Here is a 21,355-nt window from a genome sequence, read left to right as displayed (position 1 = left end):
GGAAAAGATACGGACCAGCGCGCCTTGGCTGTAGGTTCGTCACGGCTACGGCATTTCCTCGATCTTGAGGAACGTCAGCGATCCGATCCACCATTGCTGTCCGCTGATGCGAATATCGTTTGTCGAGCTCGTGTTTGCGACGCCCGTTGCGACATAGGTTCCGTCGCCGCCGCTGAAATCGACCGGAAAGCCGAAGCCGAGGTGGACGTGGAGCGGAAACCCGCTCGCGACGAAGTCGGCGATCGTCAGCGTAATGCGATAGGTTTTCCCGTTGACGATCGTCAACGACGGGCCGCCCGGCGATGCGAGCGGAATGAGCTGGTCCGCCGCATAGGGGTTGGAAGTCGGCGTCGACGCCTTGCTGCCGCTCACGGTCCAGGTCGTCGCGTTCCACGCCGTCGGGTCGTCGAAGCCGGTATCGATAATGATGTTCACGGGCGACGGCGGCGCGACGTAGGCCGGGATCGCACCAAGGAGGACAGCCCTGCCATACAGGGTCGCGCCAGCCGCGCCGACGCCGCCATGGAGCGTGACAGTGATCGTCGTCGCATCGGCGGGAACGTGAGCCGTGAGGTACGCCCAGCGCCACGCCCCATTGGCCTTGCCGTTCGCATATTCTTCAGAGGCGCCGCCCCCGGTCCCATCGACGACGAGCTTGACGGCTCCCCCGAAGCCGGAAACCCCGTTGAGCCGGATCGCGACCATGACTTCGGTGCCGCGATACGGAACGGCGCTGATCGACTGCGACAGCCCGGCGCCGTCCGCTCCGTCGATCAGGAGCGCGGTCGAATCGCCTTCCGACGTGTCCGCGTTGGTCGATTGGCTAACTGTCGGCGCCCCGACCGCCGTCCAGTCAGTCGGCAAGCCGCCCGACCAGCTGCTGAAGTCGGAGTTCGTCAGAAGACCGCCGGAGACGGTGTCGATCAGCGGATTCACGGGATATCCCGACGACACCCACGCCGCATAGGCCGGGTCGAAGATCGCGCGCTGCGCATCGACGCCATTCCCGGCGCCTGTCACCGTGAGGTGGACGCCGTCATAGTAGCGCGACGCGGGCTTGCCGTCCGCCACCCAGGGATCGTGGATGTTCACGATCTGCATGTCGCCGTAGATCGTCTCCATCCGGTCGACCGCCGCCACGACTCCGTTCATCAACGTATCGGTCTGCCGGGGGTGCGGGCGCAAAACCATGTGCGCCGCAGCCGGGAACGCGCGCCGGACCTGGTCCATCGCGTCGAGGAAGTTGCCGAGGCGGACCCAGCCCGTCGTATCCGTCGTGATCATGTTGTGGCCGTGGCCCCAGACGACGCGATCGACGTGCGGCAGGCGCTCGAGATATTTGGCGAAGCGCGCGCCCATGAAGTGCTGTGGTTCGGATCCTGAAACCGAGCTGTTGTAGATGAAGACGCGGCCCGATGCGCCCGTTTGCAGGACCCGCCACCCGGTCAGCTGCTCTTTGGCCTGATAGGTCGCGTGGTTCTGGTAGAGGACCGTCTTGTCGGGCCAGAAGGTCGCCGCATTGGCGTGGAACGAACTCAGGAACAGCTCTTCGGCCTCGTCCGCGGTCGCGACCGCAACGTCGTCGAGCGTGCTGTCGCCGATGCAAAGGATGACCTCGTCCGCAGGGTCGATTTGAGGTTCGAGCTGGGCGGCGAAGTAGGCGACAAGCGCATCGCGCTGCGCGGCGGGCGGCTTGCTGACGACGAAAGCGCCACCATAGAAGTGCGTGGTTCCAGTCCCGGCGATGCCAACATAATTGTTGGCCGGATCCTGACTGGTGATGTTGACGCCGTAGATGCTATGTTCGGCAAAGAGTTCGCGCTGACCCCATGTCGTCGCGACCGGCGAGAAGCCGGCGGTCTCGATCCCGTCCTGTCGGAAGCTGACGCTCCCTGCATCCATCATTGCGTCGAATACCGCCGGACGAAGGATCGGCCAGGCATAAAAGAGCGATTCCGGCTCCGCGAAATCGTGAGAGACGGGAGAAACACCCTGCGTCACCGCTTTCGCGCTCGCGAAACCGCCATTCTGGATGTCGGCTGAATTGAGATAGCCCTTGATGCCCGAGACACTGGTCTGATCAGCCGTCGTGGCGAGCGCGGCCACCTGATAGAAGGGAATCGTCAGCATGAGCGGTGTGCGGATGGAGAGGCCCTTGCCCGATCCCGCTTCGACATAGGGGCGCCCGAGCGCGTCGATCCGGAACGTCGGGCGGCTCGCATCGTCCGGCGCTACGAGGTCGAATGCCGGGTCGTCGACACTCTTGATGCAGCCGACCAGGTCGCCGTCCGCCGTGACGGGAATTGTCCCGGCGATATCTTGAAACAGCATCGTCGACCATCTCGAAAGGTCGTACATCATCACGACTGGCGAGACAGGCTCTTGCATCACGACCGGCTCGACGAGGAGGCTGGCGATGGACGCGCCCAGCAGCAGAGAGTTCCTGGCCGTGCTCACTGCGTCACGCCGGCTCGCACGATGAATGCTCCGCCGGCATATTTGTCGGGATCGCTGCCGAACGGCGTGATGACGATATCCCACGCGATTTCGAGATTGTCACCCGTCTCGGCAGGAAGGGGCAGCGCCGAGATCGTCGCCTCGTCGATCCGAATGCCAAGAAGGGAAACGGTGAGGCTGTCGGTTTCAGCGTAGCCCGCCGGCACAGACGCCAGCCGGCCGGCTGCAATGTGGTTGGCGAGAGTGTCCGTCGCCACCTCGATCAGCCGAACGCCCTGGATATCCGTGCTGACCGTGCCAAGGTCGATCAACGGCGTTCCGGGCTGGTCGCCGGTCAGCCTGACCTGCATTGCGAAGGTCGCGTCCGTGAGATCGGCATTGACCACGGGAAGCCGCCGGACGCAGGGAACCCAGCGGTCGACGTAGAAGGGGAGTTCGGCTGGCGTTTGCATAAGCGCATGATGCCGTCGCCGCGCTTGTGCTTGTAGGGTCGCGCGTTACGGGCGGACGCCGCCGCTGCCTCCGCCATATCCGCCGCTGAAATCGCCGCCAGACGTCGTTCCGCCGCCCGAGGCCGGAATCGTCACCGACTGATTGAGGTAGATGCGATTGGGATGTGTGGCGCTGTTGAGCGCATCGCCATAGGTCGTCGTCGCGCCATAGGTCGGGGCGGCGTCGCCAACGCCGGTCACGTCGGCGAACAGGTAATAGGTGCCGCTCGAATAAGCGAAGGCCGTCAACGTCGCTGCCGGAACGGGAATGTCCTGGGGCGGATCTGTCGCATAGTCGATGATGAAGTTCGCGCCCGCGCTGCCGCCGTCGAGCGTGATCGAATAATCGGTGCCGGTATCGACCGCCTGGACCCGCAAGCTCTTGGGGTACGATCCGCGCAGGACGGTGGAGGCGTTGCCCCCGACGTCGCCTGCGCCGGGATCGCTTCCCACCGTCGTCGCCGGCGGCGCTCCGCCCGTCTGCGATAGCGCCCATTCGTGCTTGGCGTCATCCTCCGTGCGGAAGCTGAACGTGACCGTGTTCTTCGTCGCATCGAGTGTCCGGCCGATGACGACGCACTTCTGGTTGAACAGCAGCGCCGACGGGATGTTCAACGTGAGGCAGTCGCCCATCTTGTACTGCGACCAGTAGAGGTCGAGCTCGAGCGAGATCGGCGAGCGCTCGCGGCTGTTGGCGACCTCATAGGCGGCGAGCTGGGCTGCCTGCGCCGCGTTGGCGACCAGCGGAAGCTCGACCTCCTTGGTTTTCGTATTGCCGCCGTCGGCCGCAAGGTAATCGGCATTGCGGACGATGTTGCCGGGAACGACCTCCCATGCGTGATCGGGCGACCGGAACTTGGGAACGCCGCCGTTGAGAATGACGCGGCGCATCGACATTTGCGGTGCCTGGACCGGTCCCTTGAGATGCGCCTCTTCGATGGTCTCGAGGCTGACCCGGGGCGTATTGACGAGCGCGGCGAGCTTCGCGGCCGTCGGGATCGGATAGCCGCCGCCCGCCTGCGCGATCGATTTCAGCACGTCCCATTTGCGGTCGGTGGACATGATCCGGCCGGAGACGCTCCAGCCGTTCGCATCGGCGATGTTCGCCGCCTCGATGAAGCTCGGCCAATCCACCTTGTCGACGGGAAGACCCGGGCCGATGACGCGGACCGGACGGTCCGGTCCGTCCACCCACCTGCCGATCGCATAGGTCGAGCCGTGGACCCATGGATTCGCGCTGTAGGCGTAGGTGCTTTCGTCGAGCGCGCGCTGCGCTCCCGTGCCGCCGTTGGTGCCGTCGAGACGCGCATCGTAGCCATAGACGCCGCGCACCTGGTGCGTGAGCTGGGGAACGCCGCCCGAATAGACCTTGCCGTTGTCGATATCGGCAACGAGCAGGAGGCCGGCGGCGGCGATGCTGGAGAGCTTGGAGGCGGCGTCCCAATCCGGCATGGCCGAAGTGTCGGGCGCCGTCATGTCGAGAGCGGACGCCTCCGGCCGGGCGCCAAGCTGCGTCGATTCATAGAGAAAGCCAGCGTAATAGCCGGTCGCATCCCGGCCGGAGAAGGCGACCTGCGTATTGTCGGCGTAGAGGCCGTCGTAGGCCATGATCGGCCCGGCGCAGGAGAGGGCGCCGATGATGCCAAGGAACTTGTTCTTGTCGCCCCAGCTCGCCTGGTGAACGATGTTCATCCCGACGCGGGCGTCGCCCATGACATAAGGCTCTCCGGCATTGGGATCGGCGATAAAGTCGAGCTGCTGGCCCGCGCTTGTCGATCCGAACTTTGGCGGCTTGGCGAGGAGACCGGCGGCGGTCGAAAGCAGGGCGGCGGAGACAGAAAGCACTGTCGTCAGCGTAGTGAGGCCCGCAGCGCTCAGCCCGATTCCGATACTGCCAAGGGCGCCGAGGACGGCCGGTGCCCCGAAAAGAGCAACACCGCCCGTGAGCGCGATCGCGGCGACGCCGACGACGATTGCAGCGATTTTCGCGACCTTGGCCATTCGCGCCAAGGGTATTGCGGGGGAGGGCGTGTCTGTAGGGTCGCGCCGTGAAGCGCGGCTGCTTAGCTGGTTCCTGCGTTTGAGACGCAACCCTCGATATCGCGCCTCATCTTCGACAGATAACGATGTTTGAGACGGACTTCGACCTGAGTTCCCTGTTCTAGCGGCCGAAGCGTTATGAGGGGTTCAGTCCCGTAATCCGTCGTGAAGGCGATCTCGGTTGAAGCGTCGCCGTGGATAATCGCGGGCGTTCCTGTCCAGCTCAGCTTTCCGGAAAGGCAATGTTCAAGGGCAGGCTCCGTTGCCAGGCTCGTGTAGGTCGCTCGCGCAGGCCTTGAACGATTTTGCTCGATTGTTCCGGCGCAGCCGGTCAGCGCAACGCAGGTAAGGAGAGCGAGAACCTTCATCTGGACGGAAGTACGTCGGATGGTCGAATCATTCAATCCGCCAGGCTCCGGTGACGATGAGCGGCTGCAGGATGTCACAGTGGGGAACGCTCTCATGGAAGCCCAGCGTCCGACCGTTGCCGACGGCGATCATCAGGCCGGAAAAGCCATTCGAGCCGAGCGATTCGACGATATCGCCGGCCAGTATCTCGTGCTGCCCGATGCGCCGAAAGTGCTTGTCCATCGCCTCGCCAAGCGTCCTGAAGCCCAGCTTCTCCAGCGCCGCTGCCGCGCTTTTGACGTCGCCGTAGCGCGGCACCTTGATCTTGCGCCCCATGTGGCGAGCATGGACAAGCACGAGCTGGACGCAATCGGCGCTGCCGTCGGCGAATGGCCTGCCCTTGAACGTGTCAACCGTCTGCTGGGTCGCCTTGACGCGCTCGACGAGATTCACACCGGCACCTGGTAATTGCTGATGAAGCCGCGCGAGCCGCCGCCCGCCGCGCTTCCGAAGCCAACGCCGCCGCCTCCGCGCCCGCCCGCGCTCTGGCCGGGTCCATATTGCCCCCAATAGATCTTGCGGGCGACGCCGGTCACATTGTTGAGGCCGGTCTCCGTCGGATACATTTGCGCGTAAAACGAGGGGCTGAGCCGCTGGCCTTCGCTATCCTCGAAGAAATAATCGAAAGCCGAGATGATCGTGTAGTCAACCTCGTCCTTCTTCTTGTCGAGATTGACGATCGCCTGGTCCACGAAGCCGTCGAAAATGAGCTCTGGGTCGGGAATCGCGATCAAATGCTTGTCATTGTCGAGCGTGAGCGCGGCGAGACTGATCTTGACCGGGGTCAGCTGGACGGCGGCGGAGGCGATATCGGCCTTGTCGGCGGTCGGCGCGACGGCAATCGTGATCGACGTGTTGGGCGCTTCGCCGGTCGCGTCCTCATTGACTTCCTGTCCAGCACTCACCGAGCCGAAGGTCGGGTCGGACCCCTTGAAGGTGACGCCCAGATAATCGACCTCGCCGCTGCCGAGCATGAGGTTGCGCGTTCCGCTGGCGAAGCCGAACTCGAAGAAGCCGGTGATCTGGGCGCGCTTTTGCGACAGCGCGGCGATCATTTCGGGCGTCACGTCACCGCTCCGTGATGCTGAACGTGAAGGGCCGGGCTCCGTAAGCGCCCTGGCGCCCGCCATCCCATGTCAGCGCGCCGCCGATCCGCGGCTTTTCGACTTCGATCGTGTCGCCGTCGAGAAACGCCTTGCGCGTGATTGGGAAGACCTCCAGCACGATCGCTCCGGTGGCGTCCGCCGCCTGTGCCGCCTTCGCCTTGTGGATGAAGCGCATGGTCTCGCCGGTGACCGGATCGACGGTGATGACGGCGAGCGGCTGACCCAGCTTGAACTGGTAATCGGCAACGAGCCCGCGAATCGGGATCACGGCTCCGGCCGGCGACGCGCCGTCGACGACCGGCGTTCCGGCCGGCACGGCCTTGACGTCGAGCGGCCACGGATAGGACACGTCTTCGCGAGACCCCTGCTCGAGCATCGCCTGGAAAATGCGCGCGTCCTTCTCGGTCGCCAGCTCGGGGAGGGTGAACTGGATCGAATAGCGGTATCCGGGCCGGTCCAGAGTGTTCGTCGTTCCACCGAGAATGCCTTCGGTGTTTCCGCCCGGATCGATGCCCGAGATGCTTAAATCGACATAGCCGTGGTCGGGAAGGTCGAGCATCTTAATAATCCAGCCTGTGAAGGGACTTGCGGGCGAGATTGTCGCGGGCCAGCGTCGCACCGCCCTGCGTCGCTCCGGTTGCCGCCTGCGCGATCACCGGCCCCGCGACCTGAAGCACCCGGCCGTCGAAATACGGGCTCGCCGCGATCTGGACGAGGACGAGACCCTGCGCGGCGCCGTAGCCGGTCGCGGCGCGGTCGTTCGATGGCGAGATCGACAGCTTTTCGCCCCGGCTGACCCACGCAACCGGCTGGCCGTTCAATGACAGCATGTTGTTATCGACGCCGCCGAAGCCGCCGATGATGCCGGCGCCGCCGCCCGCGAAGGTCGGAAGATCGGGGAGGCTGATTGACGGCGCGGTTCCGAAGCCGCCGAGCGGAGCATCAACGCCAAGATTGGGCAGCATTGACGAGCCGAACAGCCGCGCGATCTGCTGATAGAGGATCAGCGTGATGATCTTGCTGATGAGCGTCTTGATGACCTGACCCGCAAGCCCGCCCATCTTGATCCACGCCACCGACGCCTGCCCAAGCCCGTCCACGAGCGAGCGAACGCCGTCGACCGCAAAGCCCTGGACCGCTTCGTTCGCGGCCCGTGCATCCTTCGGGATTTGCCGCAGGAAGTCCTGCCACGGCCCCATCGTCGACATTTCGATGCCGACGGCCTCCGCGCCCTTCTCGTAGGGCAGGTGGTCGATCTGCTGCTGGGTAAGCCGTGCCGCCGCGAAATCCTTGTTCCGCTCCTGCGTCATTTTCAGATATTCGAGGTCTTCGACCTTCTGCTGGTATTTCAGGTCCAGCAATTCGAGCTCGATCTGGCGGCGCTGCGCCTGGCTTGTCGCCAGTTGCTCCGTACCTTTGAGGTCGGCGAGCTCGAACTCGTAACGCTGGTCCGCCGCATCGTGCGCGCGCTTGGCGATTTCCGCCTGCTTCTGGAGTTCTATCGTCGCGATCTTCTCGCTGGCGAGCTGGGCATTCTTCTCCTTGAGGGTTGCCGCCTGCGTGTCCACGGTCTTGGCGTCGAGACCGGCCAGCTTCTTGGCCTGCGCGTCGGCGTCGATCGCCGCGTCCATGGTCGCCTGCTCGGCACGAACGCGATCTTCGGCGATATCGGCCCGCGCCAGCTCGTCATGGACCTGGTCGTCCTTGGCGGCGATGATCTTGGCGTCGAGATCGAGCGATTTCTTGAGGAAATCGGCGTCGCTCTGGAGCTGCTTGTTGGCGAGTTCCTGCATCGCCGCAGCGGCTCCCGACACGGCGCCGGAACTGTCGCCGATGCGCTTGGCGAGCGCCGCTGCGGCCTCCGCCTTCGTGCCCTGCAGGAACGGATTGCCTTTGAGGACCGCAGCGGAAAGGAACGAGCTCGTTTGCGCACCGGGCGCGGCGGCGAAGAACTTGGCCGCATCGCGCGAGCCGAGCACATGGACCGCATAGAGATTGGCGGCGGTGACGCCCTGGCCCGCCTTCTGGATGACCTTCACGTAATCGTCCGTCGCCTTGTCGATCACCGCTTCGGCGACGGAGCGGACGTTGCGGTAGGCGAGCTTGGATGCATCCGAGAGCGCGGCCTTGTCGGGGAAAAGCTGGTTGAAATAGGACAGCCACGTTCCCGGCATGAACTGGCCGAAGCCGGCCGCCGATGAACCAAGGCGGTTCGGGCCGGTGCCTTCCGCGCCGATGACCGCCGCCTTGAAGGTCTTGACCGGATCCTGCGCTGCCAGCTTCTTCGCGGCTTCGGCGGAATCGTGGAGCGCCGCCGCCATTTTCTTCAGTTCAGCGGTGTACGCCGAGACGCTGATCTTGCCTTCGCTAAGCCGCTTGTAGAGGTCGTCCACCTTGTGCGCGACGTCGTCGAAATTGACGTTGGCGCTGGCGGCTTCCTGCATCGACTTTCCGAGCGCGTCGCCAGCGCCGTAGAGCGACCTGGCAAAGCTCGCCAGCGCCGGATCGGCACTAATCAGCGCGGCGACGTTGTTCTTCATCTGTTGGCCGAAATCATTGGCCTTCGACGTGAGATCGCCCTGCGCCTCGCCAAGAATGGCCATCGACCTCGCGACGCGGCCCTGCGCCTCGTCGAGCGCCTGCGTGATCCGCGTGACCTCTTTTTGTGCCGCTTCGACTGCGCCCGTCGCGCTCTGAACGGCGATCTGTCCGCCCTTGATGTTGGGCGCGGCTGCTTTCGCCGCTTCGAGCTGTTCCTTCGCCTTGGCGAGCTGCTGTTCGGCCGTGTTAAGCTCATTTTGAAGCCGGTCGCGGTCGGCTTCGGCGCCAGACAATTCCTGCCGGTCGACGGCCGATTGCGTCTGGAGCCGCTTGCCGAGTTCGTCGTTGAGCTTCTTCTGGCGGTCGATCAGTCCATCCAGCGTGTTGGCCCAGATGCGGTCCGCCTCTTCGCTGGTGCGAGTCGCCTCCGCATGCTTCTTCAGCTTGTCCAGCGCCTCCTCGAGAGCGTCGCCTTCGCTCTTGTGTGCCTGGATGAGCTTGATGATGCCGACGAGCGCGAAAGTGGCGGCGATGCCCCAGCCGGTGCCGAGAAAGCCCGCGAACTTGGCGAACACGCTCTGCGTTTCGCCCGCATTCTGGGCCGACAAGGACATGGCCTGGCCGATCATGCCGATATGCTGCGCGAAGGCTTGCGTGAGCGGCGCACCGGCGGCGAGCTGGTCGGCGAAGCCGCGCCCGATGTGCTGCCATTCCATCATGGCGACCCGGCTTTGGTTGAACTCGAGCCGGTTTTCCTTGAGGGCACTGGAGAACTGGGCGACGCCCGCTTCGGCGCCTTTTCCCGCCGACTGGATTGCCCTCATGATCTGCTGGAATTGCTGCGCCGACGCCTTATTCGCCGCGTCGAATTGCGCGTTGTCAGCGATCAGGGAGACGACGACCTTGTCAGCTTCTACGGCCATGAGCGAAGATTACGGCGGCGCCGAAACGCTCTGTAGGGTCGCACCCGACGGGGGCCGTGCCCTAGTTGACCGCGGCGGGCTCCCGGCCGGTCAATCGCGGATCGGCGTTGATCTTGTCGAGAAGCGCTTGCGTTACCTCAGGATCGGGGGCGCTCGCATCGGCGTCGAGATCGTGCGCGTCGTTCCAGTTCCACAGCAGCGCTTCATATTCCCACATCGAGAGGGCCTTGGCCTCGCTGGGCGGCACGTTCATCGCCGCGCAATTGGCTAGGGCGCGGGGGTAGTCGAAGTAGCCTTCTTCCTGGTCTTTTCCGGCTTGTCCTGCGCCCGCTCCGCGGCGGGCTGGTCTTTTTTTGGCGGATCGTACCCGATGACGGCCGCGCCAAGGATCGCCGCTGCGATGTTCCAGCTTTGCGACAAGGGTTGCGAGAGGACGTAGGCGTCGATGAGCTTGGCGGCGAGGACCGGCGAAACCTCGATCTCGTCGCCGTTCACGACGCCGCGATTGCCCCCGATCAGGCCCTGGCGGATGGTCTCGATGATATCCAGCGCATAGAACTCGGCGAGCATCGGGTTGCCGAAGATCTGGCCTTCGACGACAGCGCATCCGTTCATCACGCGTTTGAGCAGTCCGCCGATGCCGATGTCCGTCTTGCGCTGCAGCTCGTTGATCTGCTTGAGCGGAAGGGCGAACGTGTAGTCGCCGTCCGCGAACTTGAGGTCGATGCTGTTCTGCATCCGTTAAACGGTGGTCCAGGTCCACGCGCCGTCGGAAGCGAGCGAAATCGAGATCGTCGCGAAATTCTCGTCCGTGGCCGAAATCTGCAGGCTCGTGATGATGGCCGGGCCTTCGTAATATCCCTGGTACACGAGATCGCCGGCAGGCTCGGTGAACACATAGCGGAAATTATGCGTCTGGCCGTCGTCGAGCGCCTGGATGGTCGCGAGATTGGCGCGATTGAGGGTGCCGTTGCCGTCGAGGTTCCACGCTTCGCCGGTGACGATCAGGCGGCGGACCGGTTCGTTCTCCGGATCGCCGCAGTCGCGCGTATATTGGTCGTTGGTGTTGTGCTGGTGGGTGAAGTTGCGGGTGGTGATCCCGCAGAGCGCCGCAAAGGTCTCCGGACCTCCGCCATCACCCGCCATGAGCGAGAAATAGGTGCCGCGGATGATATCGGGCAGTGCCATTTACCGGCCTCCGTCAAAGGGCTCGACCGCTTCGCAGCGGGCGTTCGTAGAAATGGGATTGTAACGGCGGCGCGGGGGCGGGTGTAGGTTCGTTCGTCAAACGACGACGGTGGCCTCGAACCGGTTGATTCCGTGCCATACGTCGGCTTCGGCGGCGTCGGGGATGATCTGCGACCCTTTCCACACGATCGTCGCCCTGCCGCCGCCGTCGAGCGCGAGAACCTGGCCGTCGAGCGCTTTCGAATATGCGGCATTGATCGCCGCGCACTCGTCTTCGAACTCGCCCTGGCTGAACGTGTGCGTCATGAACGCGATCGAGGCGCCGTCGATGCACTGGGCGCGAAAGGGCAGGGCATCCGGCGATCCATAGCGCGTGAACGGATAGGCCGGATCGGGCGGCGAGCGCATCCCGTAGTTCCGCTCGGCAGGAACAAGGGCAATCAGGTCAGTGTCCGCCCTCGCGGTCACGATCACCGCCTGGCGGAGAGCGAGCGTCGGATCGTTCGCCATTGTCGTTAGCCGGCGTCATGATCCACGGCCGGCCGATCAGCGGGCCGATCAGCAGGAGGAACGTCCGCGTCAACCATTCCCTCTGCTGGTCCCAGCTCGGCGGTCTTGGCAGGAGCGGTCTCCTTCGCGCGGTTTTTCGGCTTGCGGCCCTTCCTCAAGCGGGCCGAGCCGTCGACCTTGCCCTCGGTAGCATAGCCGCGCGCGACAGCGAAGTCAGCAAGCTCGTCCTTGACCATATGCTCGCCGATATGCTCGGCGCGGAAGGCGGTGATAGCACCCGATGACCAGCGATAGTCGAAGGGAACGCGGACCGTGATCCAGCGGGACGAGCGTGCCGCCATTATGCCGCGACCGTCCGGCCGATGACGACGATGTCATAGGTGACGCTTGTCCCGGCGCCGCCATTGGTGATCGTGATGAGATCGCCGGTCGCGGCCGTCACTGCGACGCCATTCCGATAGGTGCGGACGGTAAAGTCGCCCGGTCCCAGCGCGAAGCCGTCGCCGGCCGCAAGGAACAACGGAACGCCGTTCGCCGCGGGGCGAGTGACCTGGACGTCGTTGGTGTTGCCAGCGGCGGCGGCGACATAGACCGCGACGATCTCCGCGGCGGCAATGGTCGCGCCCAGGGCGTCAGTGAGCGCTCCAGCGAGATCGAGGTTTTCGCTCGCCGATGCGGCGAGGACGCGCGTGTCGCTGAATAGGACATTGGCCTGCCCAACCGCCGCCGTCCCGGGCGAAAACTCCATCGACTTGGCGATGTCGACAAGCACTTGCGGGGTGCCGAGATCGCCGGAGCCGGATTGCTTGGCGCTGATATCGAGCGTGATCGTCGCGTTGACGCCTGGCATGGTCTATCCTTTCACCGCTGCATCGATCGCGCTCTTGACCCGTGCGATCACCTCTTTCTTCATATTCCGGCTGGCCGGACCCATGTAGGGCCGCGCCGCCATTTTCGATGTTCCGACCTCGAGCGCGACAGCGTAAGGCGCGTTGCTGCTGACCTCCACGCGTAGGGGCGCGACCTGCGTCGTCTCGATATGAGTGCGAAGAACGCCGGTATCCTCCAATGGCGGATGACCGGGCAAACTTGGAACGTGGTATTTTCCTGAAACAGCTCCCTCGGTAATCATGTGGGCAGCCTCAGCCCTGATTTCATCGCCGCCAGCGAAGAGAGCAGCGCCGACCATCCGAACGGTCTTTTCGTCGATCGTGTTCAGTCGGAAGGTCACCCTGTCGGCGCCGATTATTCTAGGCATTGCCAAATCTTCCCCATCAGAATGTCGCTAATGGTGCGCGCGGACGATCCGAACAGATCAATCAGTTCGGGAATGGTGAAGGACGGAGCTAAGGCGCGGATTGCTCTGACCTGAAGTTCGGACAGTTTGGCCATCGGGTGCCGCTCGCCGCGCAACATCGTGCCGTGACGGTCTTTATCCCAAGTATTTTCGAGAGGCTGTTTCCATTCGAGATGTCGAGGATTGACGCAGCCGTGGTGACCTTTTCCGCATTTATGCGCCGCTTGGTAGTGGGGTGCTGGCGGTTCGCCATGCGCGAGCGCACACATCGCGCGCGGAGCCTGCGCCGTTTCGAGAGACCCAACTCGGACCTTCTTTCCCAGCCTCCCGACGCCGTCCCTCGTGCGCGCGAAAGGCCAAGCAAGGCATTCATCCGAACAGAAGGAAACGTGATGGCGAAGCCATGCTTCAGGAACGCCACGCTCGGTAATTTTCGGGACAGTCGTCCCCCTGCGATAGAGCATCCTGTAATGACGGGCGCACATCCCCCTTCGACCGCGCACGGGAGGATTGCGACAGTCTCTGACGGAGCATATTTCTTGAGAAGCCATGACGCGGTTCCTTCGCGTTGTGGTCAGAGCCGGACGCGGTGTTACCAGCACCCGTTCGGCTCGCTTGTTTATGGCCGAAAACCGGCAAATTTGCAACGGTTCAGGCACCGGCTTTGCGCCTTCCGCGCAGCTCGTAATAGCTTCCGGCCGGATCCGTGCCGACGCTCTCGATCATCCACCGCGATCCGCCCGCCTCGATCTCGCAATCCGCGTCAGGAGCCGCGACGCCGTGCGCCAGCAAGAGGATGCGCTGGTCGCTATCGACGAAGCCGTCCGCCATGCGCATCGCCTGCGTGGCGGCATCGATCTGGACCTTGACCGCTTCCGGCTCGGCAAATCCGCCGCCAGGTCCGCCGCCCTTGCCGTCGTCGCTGAACGCGTTGGGCCGGTAGAGCTCGCCGTCGAGATAGATGCCGCCGAAGACGCCGGCGAAGGCGGCTGCAATGTCGCCGTTGAGAAGCCCCATCACGCCTGCCCCTGCGGAAAGCGAAGATAAGTGTCGAACGGCGCAATGCCCGTTGCCGACACGCGCGGACCCGCCTTGTTGCGGCGGAGCAGGACCAGGTATTCGCTGCCGTAGCGCGTCGAATCGAGCGACCCAGTTGCGCGGGCATTGGCGGCGGCGTCGGTCATCGCGACCTCGAGACTGCCGGACTTGAAGCGCGACACGCCGGCCGGAACAGCGGCGAGCGACGCATCCGTGCCGAGTCCCGCCAGCGCCATGTTGTGCGCGGCAAGGCTCAAGAGGGCCGGTGCATAGTCGCCTTCGATCCAGCTCGTATCGACGAAGCGCTGCCCGTCCGTAATCCAGTAATCGACGACCTCATCGTCGACGGTCCCGAAGGCCGGAAAACGCTGCTTTAGTTCAGCCGCGGTCGGAACGTCATAGGCCATGCGCCAAGCATATGGCGACGGCGGTTCGCTCTGTAGGTTTCACGAGGGAAGCGAGGGGCCAGTCTATCTCACTCACGCTCCGGACAAGAAAAAGGGCCGCTCCGGATGGTGTGGAACGGCCCTTCTCTGGCTCTCCGGGACGGAGACTATTGGGCGGCGCGCGCCTCCTCGATCTTGCGCACGAGCTCCGCCTTCTTGTCGTCGGTTTCGACGGCGACGTTCTCATCGGCGGCGACGGCCAGAAGCTCCGCCTTGTTCATCTTGTCGAGCGCCTTCGGCTGGTCGCTCTTATCGTCGTCCTTGGCCTTGCCGGCGGACTTGAACCAATCCCGCGAATAATCGTCCGCTTCGATGGTCTCGCCTTTTTCGGCCATGACAAGCTGGCCGTCGAGGTACGCACCGCGCGGGCCGGTCGAGATATTCGTTACCTTCGCCATGACTATTGCCCTTCCTTGGGAACCAACGACACCGAAACGCCGATCCCGGCCGAATTGAGGCCACCATCCACACTCCAGACGGAGCCGTTCACGGACACGGAAATGTCCTGCGTCTCGTCGAACCGGAGGAGGCCGATGAACGCCGTGGCTGCCGCTTGCGCCTGGTCACGATCCGCCTCGTGGACGGGCTGGCTGGCAACCACATTGGCCAGCTCGTCGGCCACTTTCTGGTTCGCTTCGGCCTTCGACGCCGCGCGGACGGTGAACGAGTAAGACAATGGCCGCTCCCTAGAACGAATCCCGGTACACGATCGCCTTGGGCAACCGGATTTCCGTCCCGCCGACGTTCATGATGCCTCCGACCTCGTAGACGAGGCTCGACTTCTGGAACGGCGACAAGAACTGGTGCGGCCCCGGCAGATGGAATTTCACCACCTGCGGGTTGTTCTCGTAGGCGATCATGCGGGCGGTGCCGCCGGTGCCAGCGGTCTCGAGCGCACGGCTCTTGCTGATCGTCAGGCTCTCGCCGGCCGCATTGTTGGCCTGGAGGAACTGCAGGATGGTCGAGCCGGTGTTCTCGATCCGCTGCGTCGCGATATAGTTGTAGCGGGTCGTCGGGAGGACGAGCGCCGTCGCGATGCTGGTTTCGCCGGTTCCGGTCTCCACGGCGCCGATCGCTTCATTGACGTCGGCAAGGATCTGGTCCGCCGCCTTGGTGGTCCACAGCCGCGACGGGCCGGTGCCGTTATTGGCGACCTGCGCAGCCGGAGCCGAGCCGTTGTTGACGAAGCCGGTGAGGCCCTTCTCGTCTTCGCCCTTGGGCGTGAGGCCGGTCATGGCGATATTGTAGATGAAGCGGTCCGCCGCCTGCTTCGCGGCCATCGCCTTGTCGCTGGACAGCGAGCGGCCCAGCATCGCGGCGCGCTGCATCTCCTGCGTGTTCCACTCGTAGCCGATCGCGGCCAGGTGGTACGGCAGGGTCGCCTGCGCCATCTTCGTCGACGCATGGGGCATGTCGAAGGCGCCGCCGGCAAGGAACTGCGCCTGGCCGACATTGTCCATCGAATAGACCAGCGTTCCGACGTCCCACATCGAGCCGGACGTATCGACCGACATGAAGCGGGTGATGTCGAAGCTCGGATACCGGGTCATGTAGACCTCGGTCTCGATGCGATAGAGCTGCGGCGTCAGGAAGGCATAGCCAACCTGCGCGTCCGACATGAACGCGTCGATCTTGTCGGAGAACGAATGAGCGTGGCGCGCATTGTCCGCCGCCCACAGACGGATGACCTGGGCCTTCACATCGCCGTCGGCAGCCATGAAGGCCACCGGATCCGTGATCCGGCCGGAAGCGCTGTCGTAGAAGTTGGAAGTGACTGCGTTCATCTCACGCTCCCCTAGCGCTTCACGATACGGCACACGCCGTCGGTGACTGTTTCATCGGCAACCCAGCCGGTGAGGGCGATGTGGGTCGCGTCGGCGGCGGTATTGCCGATGCCGTCGGCGGCGCCTGCGCCAATGCCGAAGGTGAGCGGATCGCCGGGAGCGACCGCGCCGACGACGTCGACGTAGATCGCGCCTCCGGTCATGATCGCGACATTGTCATGCTCCGCATAGGTGTCGGCGGTCGCGCCGGCCGTGAGGCCAAGAGCGGTGGTCGCGATGGTGATGCCGAGCACGTCGGCGGCGGCAGCGACCGTGGCCGTGCAGCCGTGGTCGAGCGTACCGCGCGCAGCGGGAACGCCGAAGCCGATTCCGCCCGCGTCCTCGATGGTGCGCGTGATGCGGTTGCTGGTCTCGCCGTTGGCGACCATGCCGGGAAAACCGGCGGGGACGGTCTCGGAATAGGAAGTCTGGAGCTCGGCCATCGGTTATCCCCTAGTTGTACTGCATCGCGCGGGCGGTATCGCGGACAGCCGCGCCATCGCTCACGTTGAGAGGCTTGGAGCCGATGACGGTGCGGAGCTGATCCGGCTTCTCGTCTTCGACCTTGTTTGAAAGGGTGGCGAAGGAGACCGCGACCTGGTCGTCGCTCCAATCCTTCGCGGCGTCGCCAAGGCGGGCCGAAACAACCGCCTTCTTGATGTCCGCCTCGCTGGCGTCATCGGCAATGGTGAGGTCGGGGGCGAGCTTCTTCGCGGCGTCGACCGTCTGGGCATAGGCCTTGGCGGCGTCGCGGAGCTGCTGCGGAGAGAGCGCGGCGTCCTTCACCTTCTGCTCGAGCGTGGCCTTCTCCGTTTCCAGAGTGGCCTTGTCGGTGGTCAGGGTGGCAACCTGCGTTTCGGCCGCGGTCAGCTTGTCCTGGAGCGACTTCGCCTGGTTTTGCAGCTTCGTGATCGCCGCCTCGGCTGCGTCAGTGACTTCGAGCGGCAATCCGTCGAAGGTGATCGTCTTGGTCGCCACTTGGCTTCCTCCTGAATTGGACGTCTCACGACGTGCAGGTGCAGTTTTATCGTCGCCGGAACCGTCGTTGTAGGTTCCACCGTCGGTAAGGATCTCGATGAGGTCTTCGGCGGGCAATTTGTCGCACGGGACGGCGTCGCCGATCCGGCACATCGGCCCGGCGCGGCCCTTCTTCACGATCGCGACGTGATTGCCCCGGATCGTCTTCTGGATCGCATCGAAATGCTCGCCGGTATCGGTTTGGCCGGGCGTGAACTGGAGCTCGCTCGCATAGCCGTTGGACAATTCGCGCTTGCCGCTCTCGACGTCGGCGATGGTCGGCTTGTCCATCAGCACGATATCGAATGCGAGATAGTCGCCGTCGCGCAGCGCGCTCCCGACGACGCCCTTGGCATAGTCGCGCCAGTTCGCGGCGGTGACGGGCTGGGAAGGGTGGTCGTTCGTGACCGGCTTCATGAGGAAGCTGGCGACGCTGTCCTTGGCGAAAACCTCTTCCTCCGGCCGGTAGACCTTGACCGTGTCGTTGGGCGCAAAGCCATGATTGCCCTTCGGATCGACCTCCTTGCCGAGATAATCGTAGATTCCGGCGCGGGCGGCGCGGGCGCGGACGACCATGTAGCCGTCGGCCGTCTTGCGCGGATGGTCGAAGGTGAGCTTGTCGGCGAAGAGCATCGCCCGAAATTACGGCGGCGGCGTGTTACGGTGTAGGTTCGTTCGCCATCCGTTTGAGTTTCCCGCTGACTCGCTGCTGCGTCGAGCCGATCAACTTGGCGATGTTGCTATGGGAAATCCCAAGCCCCGCCAAACTGGCTATCCTCCGAACCTTCTCCGGTGTCCACTCGCTCGGACGGCGCTCCCGCGGAAGGTGGCTGCCCTTCCGTCGCAATTCGAGGTTGTCGAGCGCGTTGTTGTGGACCTGACCGTCAATGCAGGCGACGAAATGGCCCGGAGGAATCGGGCCGTGCGCTTCTTCCCAGAGCACTACGTGCAAGCGCCGTCTTGCTCCATGCCCGTGATGTGCCTGCCATCCTTGCTTTTCGCGATAATAGCGGATGCCCCGATGCTCGATGAAAGGCCGCTTTGCCTTGGCGCGAAGGGCCGCTCCGGTCGCACACCTATTGCACATGTCGGTTTTACGCCGATCGCGCTTTTTTGCGAGGGCTGCGCCGCACTTGGAGCAGTTGGCCATCCGCCGATCATACGTCCGACCGACTGGCCACTGTAGGTCCGTTAGCCGAAGTGGGTCAGTCCGAACCAATCCGGCACATACTCAACGCCATTGGGACCGGACACTGGCGAGCAGACAATCGGCCTGCACTCAGCCTCCGTCAGCGGGGTGACCACGATCTCCTCGGGCCGCTCGTTACTCCAAGCGTATTTCTGATCATCTTCGTCCATCATTCGTCGAACTCTACCACCCCTTGCGCGGTGCATCCACAGAAAGGCGGAACGCCCGGCATATCCGAAGCCGGAATGCCGCTATTGGTCCACGGATAAATCTTGCCGTTGCGGGCCAGGTGCCAGCTGCGCGGGTGAAGCTTGCCCGAATGCCGCCACTTGAACTTCGATATCCCCGCCTGCTCCTGGCGCGCCCGGTTCAAGCGTTCGCCCAGCTTGATCGTCTGATCGCTGGCGATGCGCCGTGCCCGTGCCCGCGCCATCCCGATCGCTTCGCTGATCTCCCTTGCGATTTCGTTGGCGGGCTTGCGCTGCTGAAGGCCGGCGAAAACGCTGTTGGCGATCCGTCGCCGCGTCTCGTCGGACACGTCGCGAATGAGGCTCACGTTCCATTCGATCTGTGCCTGAAGTGTGTCTTCGACGTCGCCGGGTGTAAGAACGGTCGTGAGGTCGACGGATGCCGCCGACATGATGTTGCTGATCCACTTGCCGCGCTGGACCCGCTCGATTCCGAGCGCCCAATTGCGCAGGTCCGGCGTGAGCGTGAGAACGAGGCGGCGGATGGTGTCGGCGAGCTCGTCGATCGCGCGCTGGATATCGTCGGCGCTGTCAGTCTGCAGCTCGTTCAAGGTCTTCGCATAGGCGGAGTTGATTCGGTCCTGTCCCTCGCTCCAGGCCTTGACGATGCGAAGGTAGACTGCGGAGAGAGTGTCCGCCTGCGCGGCGGTCGTCATGATCGGACGGAGAACGATCGGACGCTTCGACGGGCGCTTGGTCATGCGGGCGAGGTCGATCTTCACCCTTACTCCTCGGTCAGCGACTGCTCCCAGTCGTCTTTGACCTCGGCGAAGATTTCAGGGCCGAACACAAGCTCGCCGCGGAAGGGCTCGATCGCCGACAGGTCGAGATCGGCGGGCGCGTCATAGGTGATGGTGACGTGCGGCTGGAACTGGTCGAAGTCGAAGCTGGCGCCATTGCGCTTCATGTCCTCGTGCCGCCATGACAAGGCCGACGACGAGAACAGCAGGACAATCGCATCGCCGAACCGGTCGACGAGCCTGGCGCCGCCGGGCGGGACACGCAAGCTGCCGTCCTTTTCCTGATCCCACGCGCTGCCCATCTTCATCCAATCGACCGGCTCGCGGCTGAAGGTGATGGTGACGTGCATGTCGCCGGCCTGAACCGTCGTCTCGAAACCCTGCGCCTTCGCCCATTTCACCAGCGCGTCGGCGTTCAGCAGCTTGCGGCTGACATACAAGGTCCGCGGCGCCGCATCCGTGACGAGCTTGCCCGCCTGCTCCTTGGTGACGGTTCCGGCCTTTTCCATGGCCGCGACGCGTTCCTCGAGCGTTGTGAGCTGGTTGGGATCGTCGGCCGGGTCCGGCTCCGCGGCTGCAGCGGCCTCTGCTTCTTCGAATGCGGTTTCCGATCCTGGCCATTGCCCGCTTTCGATGAGCCGGTTCTTGGCGATCGCCGCCAGCGCAGGATCCGGCAGCAATCCCGTCGTCGCGTAGAGCTGCACGGCTTCCGCGAACGTCTTCTCGACCGTCGCCGCCGCCTCCTGGTCCGGCTGGTCGAGCGGCGCGAACTCGAAATAGATATCGTCGGGCCTGTTGCCGAGCGCGGAGCGGATCAGGACTTCGTCGACCTTCTCCAGCGCCGGACGCAACACTTCGCCTTGCCGGGCGCGAAGCATCGATTGGTAATCGCGCTCCTCGCCGTCGCCGGTGGATTGCAGGCCGCGTGGCGATTGGCCGAGCAGCCGAGTCATCGGGATATCGGCGGCTCCGGCAACGACGAGCAGGAAGGCGTCGAGAACGTTGGGAATGCCGGACCAGTTGACCTCCATCTGGTCCCATTCGTCCTCTGCATCGAGAGCAACCGCGCGCCAGGTGGACTTGCCCATCTGCATCGCGCTGAGGCGCGCCGTGAGCTTGGCCTCGCCTTCGGTCGTGCCGACAATGCTCATCAGGCCCTTGAACTTGACGATGTCGACCGATGCGCGCTCGATCAGCGATGCGAAGCCGCTTTGAGCGAGATCGGCGTTCTTCACCGCTTCGCCGATCGATTGCATGATCGGGTCGCCCCACAACCACGACGCGCTCGGATAGAAGGAGCCTTCCGGCGCCTTTTGGCCGATGAACGAAACGACGCGCGACGGGTGCAACTCTATGCGCTCGCCATTGCCGCCGGTAATCGTGTAGAAATCGGGCTGCATGAACCATGGATCGGCGGGATCGAGGCGCGCCTGGCCTTCGCTGATCTGCCAGCGCGACATGACATGGACGTAGGTGAGACCGCCGGCCTTGATCGCGTTGAGGTTGAGAGGCTCCCTGGTTGCTGTGTCGCTCGTTCCAAGGATGAGCGCGCTGCCGCCGAACAGGCGGGCGAGGATCAGAGCGCGCTGGCACTTCGCCTTCAGCTGCAGCCGCTTTTCCTCGGCTTCCAGCTTGTCGATGACCTCGCCTTCGGCCTGCCAGTCGCGCCACTCGCGCGTCATGTCGATCGCGGGCACGTCGACGATCTTGCGGACCAGCCAGCTGGAACGGTAGCCGCTCTCGGCCTCCGGACCCGTCAGCGGCCGGAACGCATAGAACAGGCTCGTGCGCGGGTCGGCGGTCGTGCCGAGACCGCTCATTACGTTGGTCAGGCGGTCGAAGAGGTGAAGGACGCGGCCCATGCTGGCGGAAGGATACGGGGAGCCGCCTCGC

27 protein-coding genes are annotated in these 21,355 nt (G+C 64.1%); all 27 read right to left on the bottom strand.

Annotated features, from left to right (window positions below; translation table 11 throughout):
- Window positions 1-45 precede the first annotated feature (45 nt).
- The 27 genes from ACR652_RS17800 to ACR652_RS17670 all read right to left on the bottom strand — a co-directional run bounded on the left by ACR652_RS17800 (window position 46) and on the right by ACR652_RS17670 (window position 21,324).
- Entirely contained in the window at window positions 46-2,457 is a 2,412-nt protein-coding gene (locus ACR652_RS17800; RefSeq protein WP_434507823.1) for a hypothetical protein, read from the bottom strand.
- Window positions 2,454-2,909, bottom strand: coding sequence for a hypothetical protein (locus ACR652_RS17795; RefSeq protein WP_434507822.1), 456 nt, complete (start codon window positions 2,907-2,909; stop codon window positions 2,454-2,456). The genes ACR652_RS17800 and ACR652_RS17795 overlap by 4 nt, the downstream gene beginning before the upstream one ends.
- Before the next feature lie 45 nt (window positions 2,910-2,954).
- On the bottom strand, window positions 2,955-4,949 hold the full coding sequence (locus ACR652_RS17790) for a hypothetical protein (protein WP_434507821.1): 1,995 nt from the start codon (window positions 4,947-4,949) through the stop codon (window positions 2,955-2,957).
- A gap of 62 nt (window positions 4,950-5,011) precedes the next feature.
- Window positions 5,012-5,392, bottom strand: coding sequence for a hypothetical protein (locus ACR652_RS17785; protein WP_434507820.1), 381 nt, complete (start codon window positions 5,390-5,392; stop codon window positions 5,012-5,014).
- Complete coding sequence (locus ACR652_RS17780; RefSeq protein WP_434507819.1) at window positions 5,385-5,789, bottom strand: DUF6950 family protein; 405 nt, start codon at window positions 5,787-5,789, stop codon at window positions 5,385-5,387. Before ACR652_RS17780 ends, ACR652_RS17785 begins: the two co-directional genes overlap by 8 nt.
- Window positions 5,786-6,463, bottom strand: coding sequence for a hypothetical protein (locus ACR652_RS17775; RefSeq protein WP_434507818.1), 678 nt, complete (start codon window positions 6,461-6,463; stop codon window positions 5,786-5,788). Before ACR652_RS17775 ends, ACR652_RS17780 begins: the two co-directional genes overlap by 4 nt.
- A gap of 1 nt (window position 6,464) precedes the next feature.
- Window positions 6,465-7,061: a hypothetical protein gene (locus ACR652_RS17770; RefSeq protein ID WP_434507817.1), complete on the bottom strand. Its 597-nt coding sequence runs from the start codon at window positions 7,059-7,061 to the stop codon at window positions 6,465-6,467.
- Between the two features lies 1 nt (window position 7,062).
- The gene (locus ACR652_RS17765) at window positions 7,063-9,966 is read right to left on the bottom strand and encodes a hypothetical protein (RefSeq protein ID WP_434507816.1); all 2,904 of its coding nucleotides are present in this window, start codon (window positions 9,964-9,966) and stop codon (window positions 7,063-7,065) included.
- 61 nt (window positions 9,967-10,027) lie between these two features.
- Window positions 10,028-10,213: a hypothetical protein gene (locus ACR652_RS17760; RefSeq protein WP_434507815.1), complete on the bottom strand. Its 186-nt coding sequence runs from the start codon at window positions 10,211-10,213 to the stop codon at window positions 10,028-10,030.
- A 20-nt stretch (window positions 10,214-10,233) separates the two neighbouring features.
- Window positions 10,234-10,704, bottom strand: coding sequence for a gene transfer agent family protein (locus ACR652_RS17755; protein ID WP_434507814.1), 471 nt, complete (start codon window positions 10,702-10,704; stop codon window positions 10,234-10,236).
- Window positions 10,705-10,707: 3 nt separating this feature from the next.
- The gene (locus ACR652_RS17750) at window positions 10,708-11,154 is read right to left on the bottom strand and encodes a phage tail tube protein (RefSeq protein WP_434507813.1); all 447 of its coding nucleotides are present in this window, start codon (window positions 11,152-11,154) and stop codon (window positions 10,708-10,710) included.
- 96 nt (window positions 11,155-11,250) lie between these two features.
- Complete coding sequence (gp17, locus tag ACR652_RS17745; protein WP_434507812.1) at window positions 11,251-11,664, bottom strand: tail completion protein gp17; 414 nt, start codon at window positions 11,662-11,664, stop codon at window positions 11,251-11,253.
- 5 nt (window positions 11,665-11,669) lie between these two features.
- Window positions 11,670-12,005 carry a hypothetical protein gene (locus tag ACR652_RS17740; protein WP_434507811.1) on the bottom strand — a complete coding sequence of 112 codons (336 nt, stop codon included), beginning with the start codon at window positions 12,003-12,005 and terminating at the stop codon, window positions 11,670-11,672.
- Window positions 12,005-12,514, bottom strand: coding sequence for a hypothetical protein (locus tag ACR652_RS17735; RefSeq protein WP_434507810.1), 510 nt, complete (start codon window positions 12,512-12,514; stop codon window positions 12,005-12,007). Before ACR652_RS17735 ends, ACR652_RS17740 begins: the two co-directional genes overlap by 1 nt.
- A gap of 3 nt (window positions 12,515-12,517) precedes the next feature.
- Complete coding sequence (locus ACR652_RS17730) at window positions 12,518-12,895, bottom strand: HK97-gp10 family putative phage morphogenesis protein (RefSeq protein ID WP_434507809.1); 378 nt, start codon at window positions 12,893-12,895, stop codon at window positions 12,518-12,520.
- 14 nt (window positions 12,896-12,909) lie between these two features.
- The gene (locus ACR652_RS17725) at window positions 12,910-13,230 is read right to left on the bottom strand and encodes a hypothetical protein (protein ID WP_434507808.1); all 321 of its coding nucleotides are present in this window, start codon (window positions 13,228-13,230) and stop codon (window positions 12,910-12,912) included.
- Window positions 13,231-13,612: 382 nt separating this feature from the next.
- Window positions 13,613-13,978 carry a hypothetical protein gene (locus ACR652_RS17720; protein ID WP_434507807.1) on the bottom strand — a complete coding sequence of 122 codons (366 nt, stop codon included), beginning with the start codon at window positions 13,976-13,978 and terminating at the stop codon, window positions 13,613-13,615.
- On the bottom strand, window positions 13,978-14,406 hold the full coding sequence (locus tag ACR652_RS17715; protein WP_434507806.1) for a DUF4054 domain-containing protein: 429 nt from the start codon (window positions 14,404-14,406) through the stop codon (window positions 13,978-13,980). The genes ACR652_RS17720 and ACR652_RS17715 overlap by 1 nt, the downstream gene beginning before the upstream one ends.
- Window positions 14,407-14,552: 146 nt before the next feature.
- Window positions 14,553-14,843 (bottom strand): hypothetical protein, encoded by a 291-nt coding sequence (locus ACR652_RS17710; protein WP_434507805.1) that lies wholly within the window; start codon window positions 14,841-14,843, stop codon window positions 14,553-14,555.
- A gap of 2 nt (window positions 14,844-14,845) precedes the next feature.
- Entirely contained in the window at window positions 14,846-15,121 is a 276-nt protein-coding gene (locus ACR652_RS17705; protein ID WP_434507804.1) for a hypothetical protein, read from the bottom strand.
- 10 nt (window positions 15,122-15,131) lie between these two features.
- Entirely contained in the window at window positions 15,132-16,229 is a 1,098-nt protein-coding gene (locus tag ACR652_RS17700; protein WP_434507803.1) for a DUF2184 domain-containing protein, read from the bottom strand.
- A gap of 11 nt (window positions 16,230-16,240) precedes the next feature.
- Window positions 16,241-16,711, bottom strand: coding sequence for a structural cement protein Gp24 (locus ACR652_RS17695; RefSeq protein ID WP_434507802.1), 471 nt, complete (start codon window positions 16,709-16,711; stop codon window positions 16,241-16,243).
- A 10-nt stretch (window positions 16,712-16,721) separates the two neighbouring features.
- Window positions 16,722-17,918 carry a DUF2213 domain-containing protein gene (locus ACR652_RS17690; protein WP_434507801.1) on the bottom strand — a complete coding sequence of 399 codons (1,197 nt, stop codon included), beginning with the start codon at window positions 17,916-17,918 and terminating at the stop codon, window positions 16,722-16,724.
- Window positions 17,919-17,943: 25 nt separating this feature from the next.
- Window positions 17,944-18,435, bottom strand: coding sequence for an HNH endonuclease (locus ACR652_RS17685; protein ID WP_434507800.1), 492 nt, complete (start codon window positions 18,433-18,435; stop codon window positions 17,944-17,946).
- Between the two features lie 41 nt (window positions 18,436-18,476).
- On the bottom strand, window positions 18,477-18,647 hold the full coding sequence (locus ACR652_RS17680) for a hypothetical protein (protein ID WP_434507799.1): 171 nt from the start codon (window positions 18,645-18,647) through the stop codon (window positions 18,477-18,479).
- Complete coding sequence (locus ACR652_RS17675; RefSeq protein ID WP_434507798.1) at window positions 18,644-19,444, bottom strand: minor capsid protein; 801 nt, start codon at window positions 19,442-19,444, stop codon at window positions 18,644-18,646. The genes ACR652_RS17680 and ACR652_RS17675 overlap by 4 nt, the downstream gene beginning before the upstream one ends.
- A 2-nt stretch (window positions 19,445-19,446) precedes the next feature.
- Complete coding sequence (locus tag ACR652_RS17670) at window positions 19,447-21,324, bottom strand: anti-CBASS protein Acb1 family protein (protein WP_434507797.1); 1,878 nt, start codon at window positions 21,322-21,324, stop codon at window positions 19,447-19,449.
- Between the last annotated feature and the right edge of the window lie 31 nt (window positions 21,325-21,355).

It is taken from the genome of Methylocystis sp. (assembly GCF_051061225.1).
Lineage (GTDB): Bacteria > Pseudomonadota > Alphaproteobacteria > Rhizobiales > Beijerinckiaceae > Methylocystis.
The sequence above is the reverse complement of the archived record's forward strand: the minus strand, read 5'-3'. Positions and strand labels throughout refer to the sequence as shown.

What these genes read in the sequence shown, in the direction of transcription:
- ACR652_RS17790 (WP_434507821.1), bottom strand. Translation starts at nt 4,949, where the DNA reads ATGGCCAAGGTCGCGAAAATCGCTGCAATCGTCGTCGGCGTCGCCGCG.
- ACR652_RS17740 (WP_434507811.1), bottom strand. Translation starts at nt 12,005, where the DNA reads ATGGCGGCACGCTCGTCCCGCTGGATCACGGTCCGCGTTCCCTTCGAC.
- gp17 (WP_434507812.1), bottom strand. Translation starts at nt 11,664, where the DNA reads ATGGCGAACGATCCGACGCTCGCTCTCCGCCAGGCGGTGATCGTGACC.
- ACR652_RS17750 (WP_434507813.1), bottom strand. Translation starts at nt 11,154, where the DNA reads ATGGCACTGCCCGATATCATCCGCGGCACCTATTTCTCGCTCATGGCG.
- ACR652_RS17715 (WP_434507806.1), bottom strand. Translation starts at nt 14,406, where the DNA reads ATGGCCTATGACGTTCCGACCGCGGCTGAACTAAAGCAGCGTTTTCCG.
- ACR652_RS17735 (WP_434507810.1), bottom strand. Translation starts at nt 12,514, where the DNA reads ATGCCAGGCGTCAACGCGACGATCACGCTCGATATCAGCGCCAAGCAA.
- ACR652_RS17695 (WP_434507802.1), bottom strand. Translation starts at nt 16,711, where the DNA reads ATGGCCGAGCTCCAGACTTCCTATTCCGAGACCGTCCCCGCCGGTTTT.
- ACR652_RS17720 (WP_434507807.1), bottom strand. Translation starts at nt 13,978, where the DNA reads ATGGGGCTTCTCAACGGCGACATTGCAGCCGCCTTCGCCGGCGTCTTC.
- ACR652_RS17685 (WP_434507800.1), bottom strand. Translation starts at nt 18,435, where the DNA reads ATGGCCAACTGCTCCAAGTGCGGCGCAGCCCTCGCAAAAAAGCGCGAT.
- ACR652_RS17710 (WP_434507805.1), bottom strand. Translation starts at nt 14,843, where the DNA reads ATGGCGAAGGTAACGAATATCTCGACCGGCCCGCGCGGTGCGTACCTC.
- ACR652_RS17765 (WP_434507816.1), bottom strand. Translation starts at nt 9,966, where the DNA reads ATGGCCGTAGAAGCTGACAAGGTCGTCGTCTCCCTGATCGCTGACAAC.
- ACR652_RS17770 (WP_434507817.1), bottom strand. Translation starts at nt 7,061, where the DNA reads ATGCTCGACCTTCCCGACCACGGCTATGTCGATTTAAGCATCTCGGGC.
- ACR652_RS17700 (WP_434507803.1), bottom strand. Translation starts at nt 16,229, where the DNA reads ATGAACGCAGTCACTTCCAACTTCTACGACAGCGCTTCCGGCCGGATC.
- ACR652_RS17795 (WP_434507822.1), bottom strand. Translation starts at nt 2,909, where the DNA reads ATGCAAACGCCAGCCGAACTCCCCTTCTACGTCGACCGCTGGGTTCCC.
- ACR652_RS17680 (WP_434507799.1), bottom strand. Translation starts at nt 18,647, where the DNA reads ATGATGGACGAAGATGATCAGAAATACGCTTGGAGTAACGAGCGGCCC.
- ACR652_RS17670 (WP_434507797.1), bottom strand. Translation starts at nt 21,324, where the DNA reads ATGGGCCGCGTCCTTCACCTCTTCGACCGCCTGACCAACGTAATGAGC.
- ACR652_RS17725 (WP_434507808.1), bottom strand. Translation starts at nt 13,230, where the DNA reads ATGTGTGCGCTCGCGCATGGCGAACCGCCAGCACCCCACTACCAAGCG.
- ACR652_RS17755 (WP_434507814.1), bottom strand. Translation starts at nt 10,704, where the DNA reads ATGCAGAACAGCATCGACCTCAAGTTCGCGGACGGCGACTACACGTTC.
- ACR652_RS17690 (WP_434507801.1), bottom strand. Translation starts at nt 17,918, where the DNA reads ATGCTCTTCGCCGACAAGCTCACCTTCGACCATCCGCGCAAGACGGCC.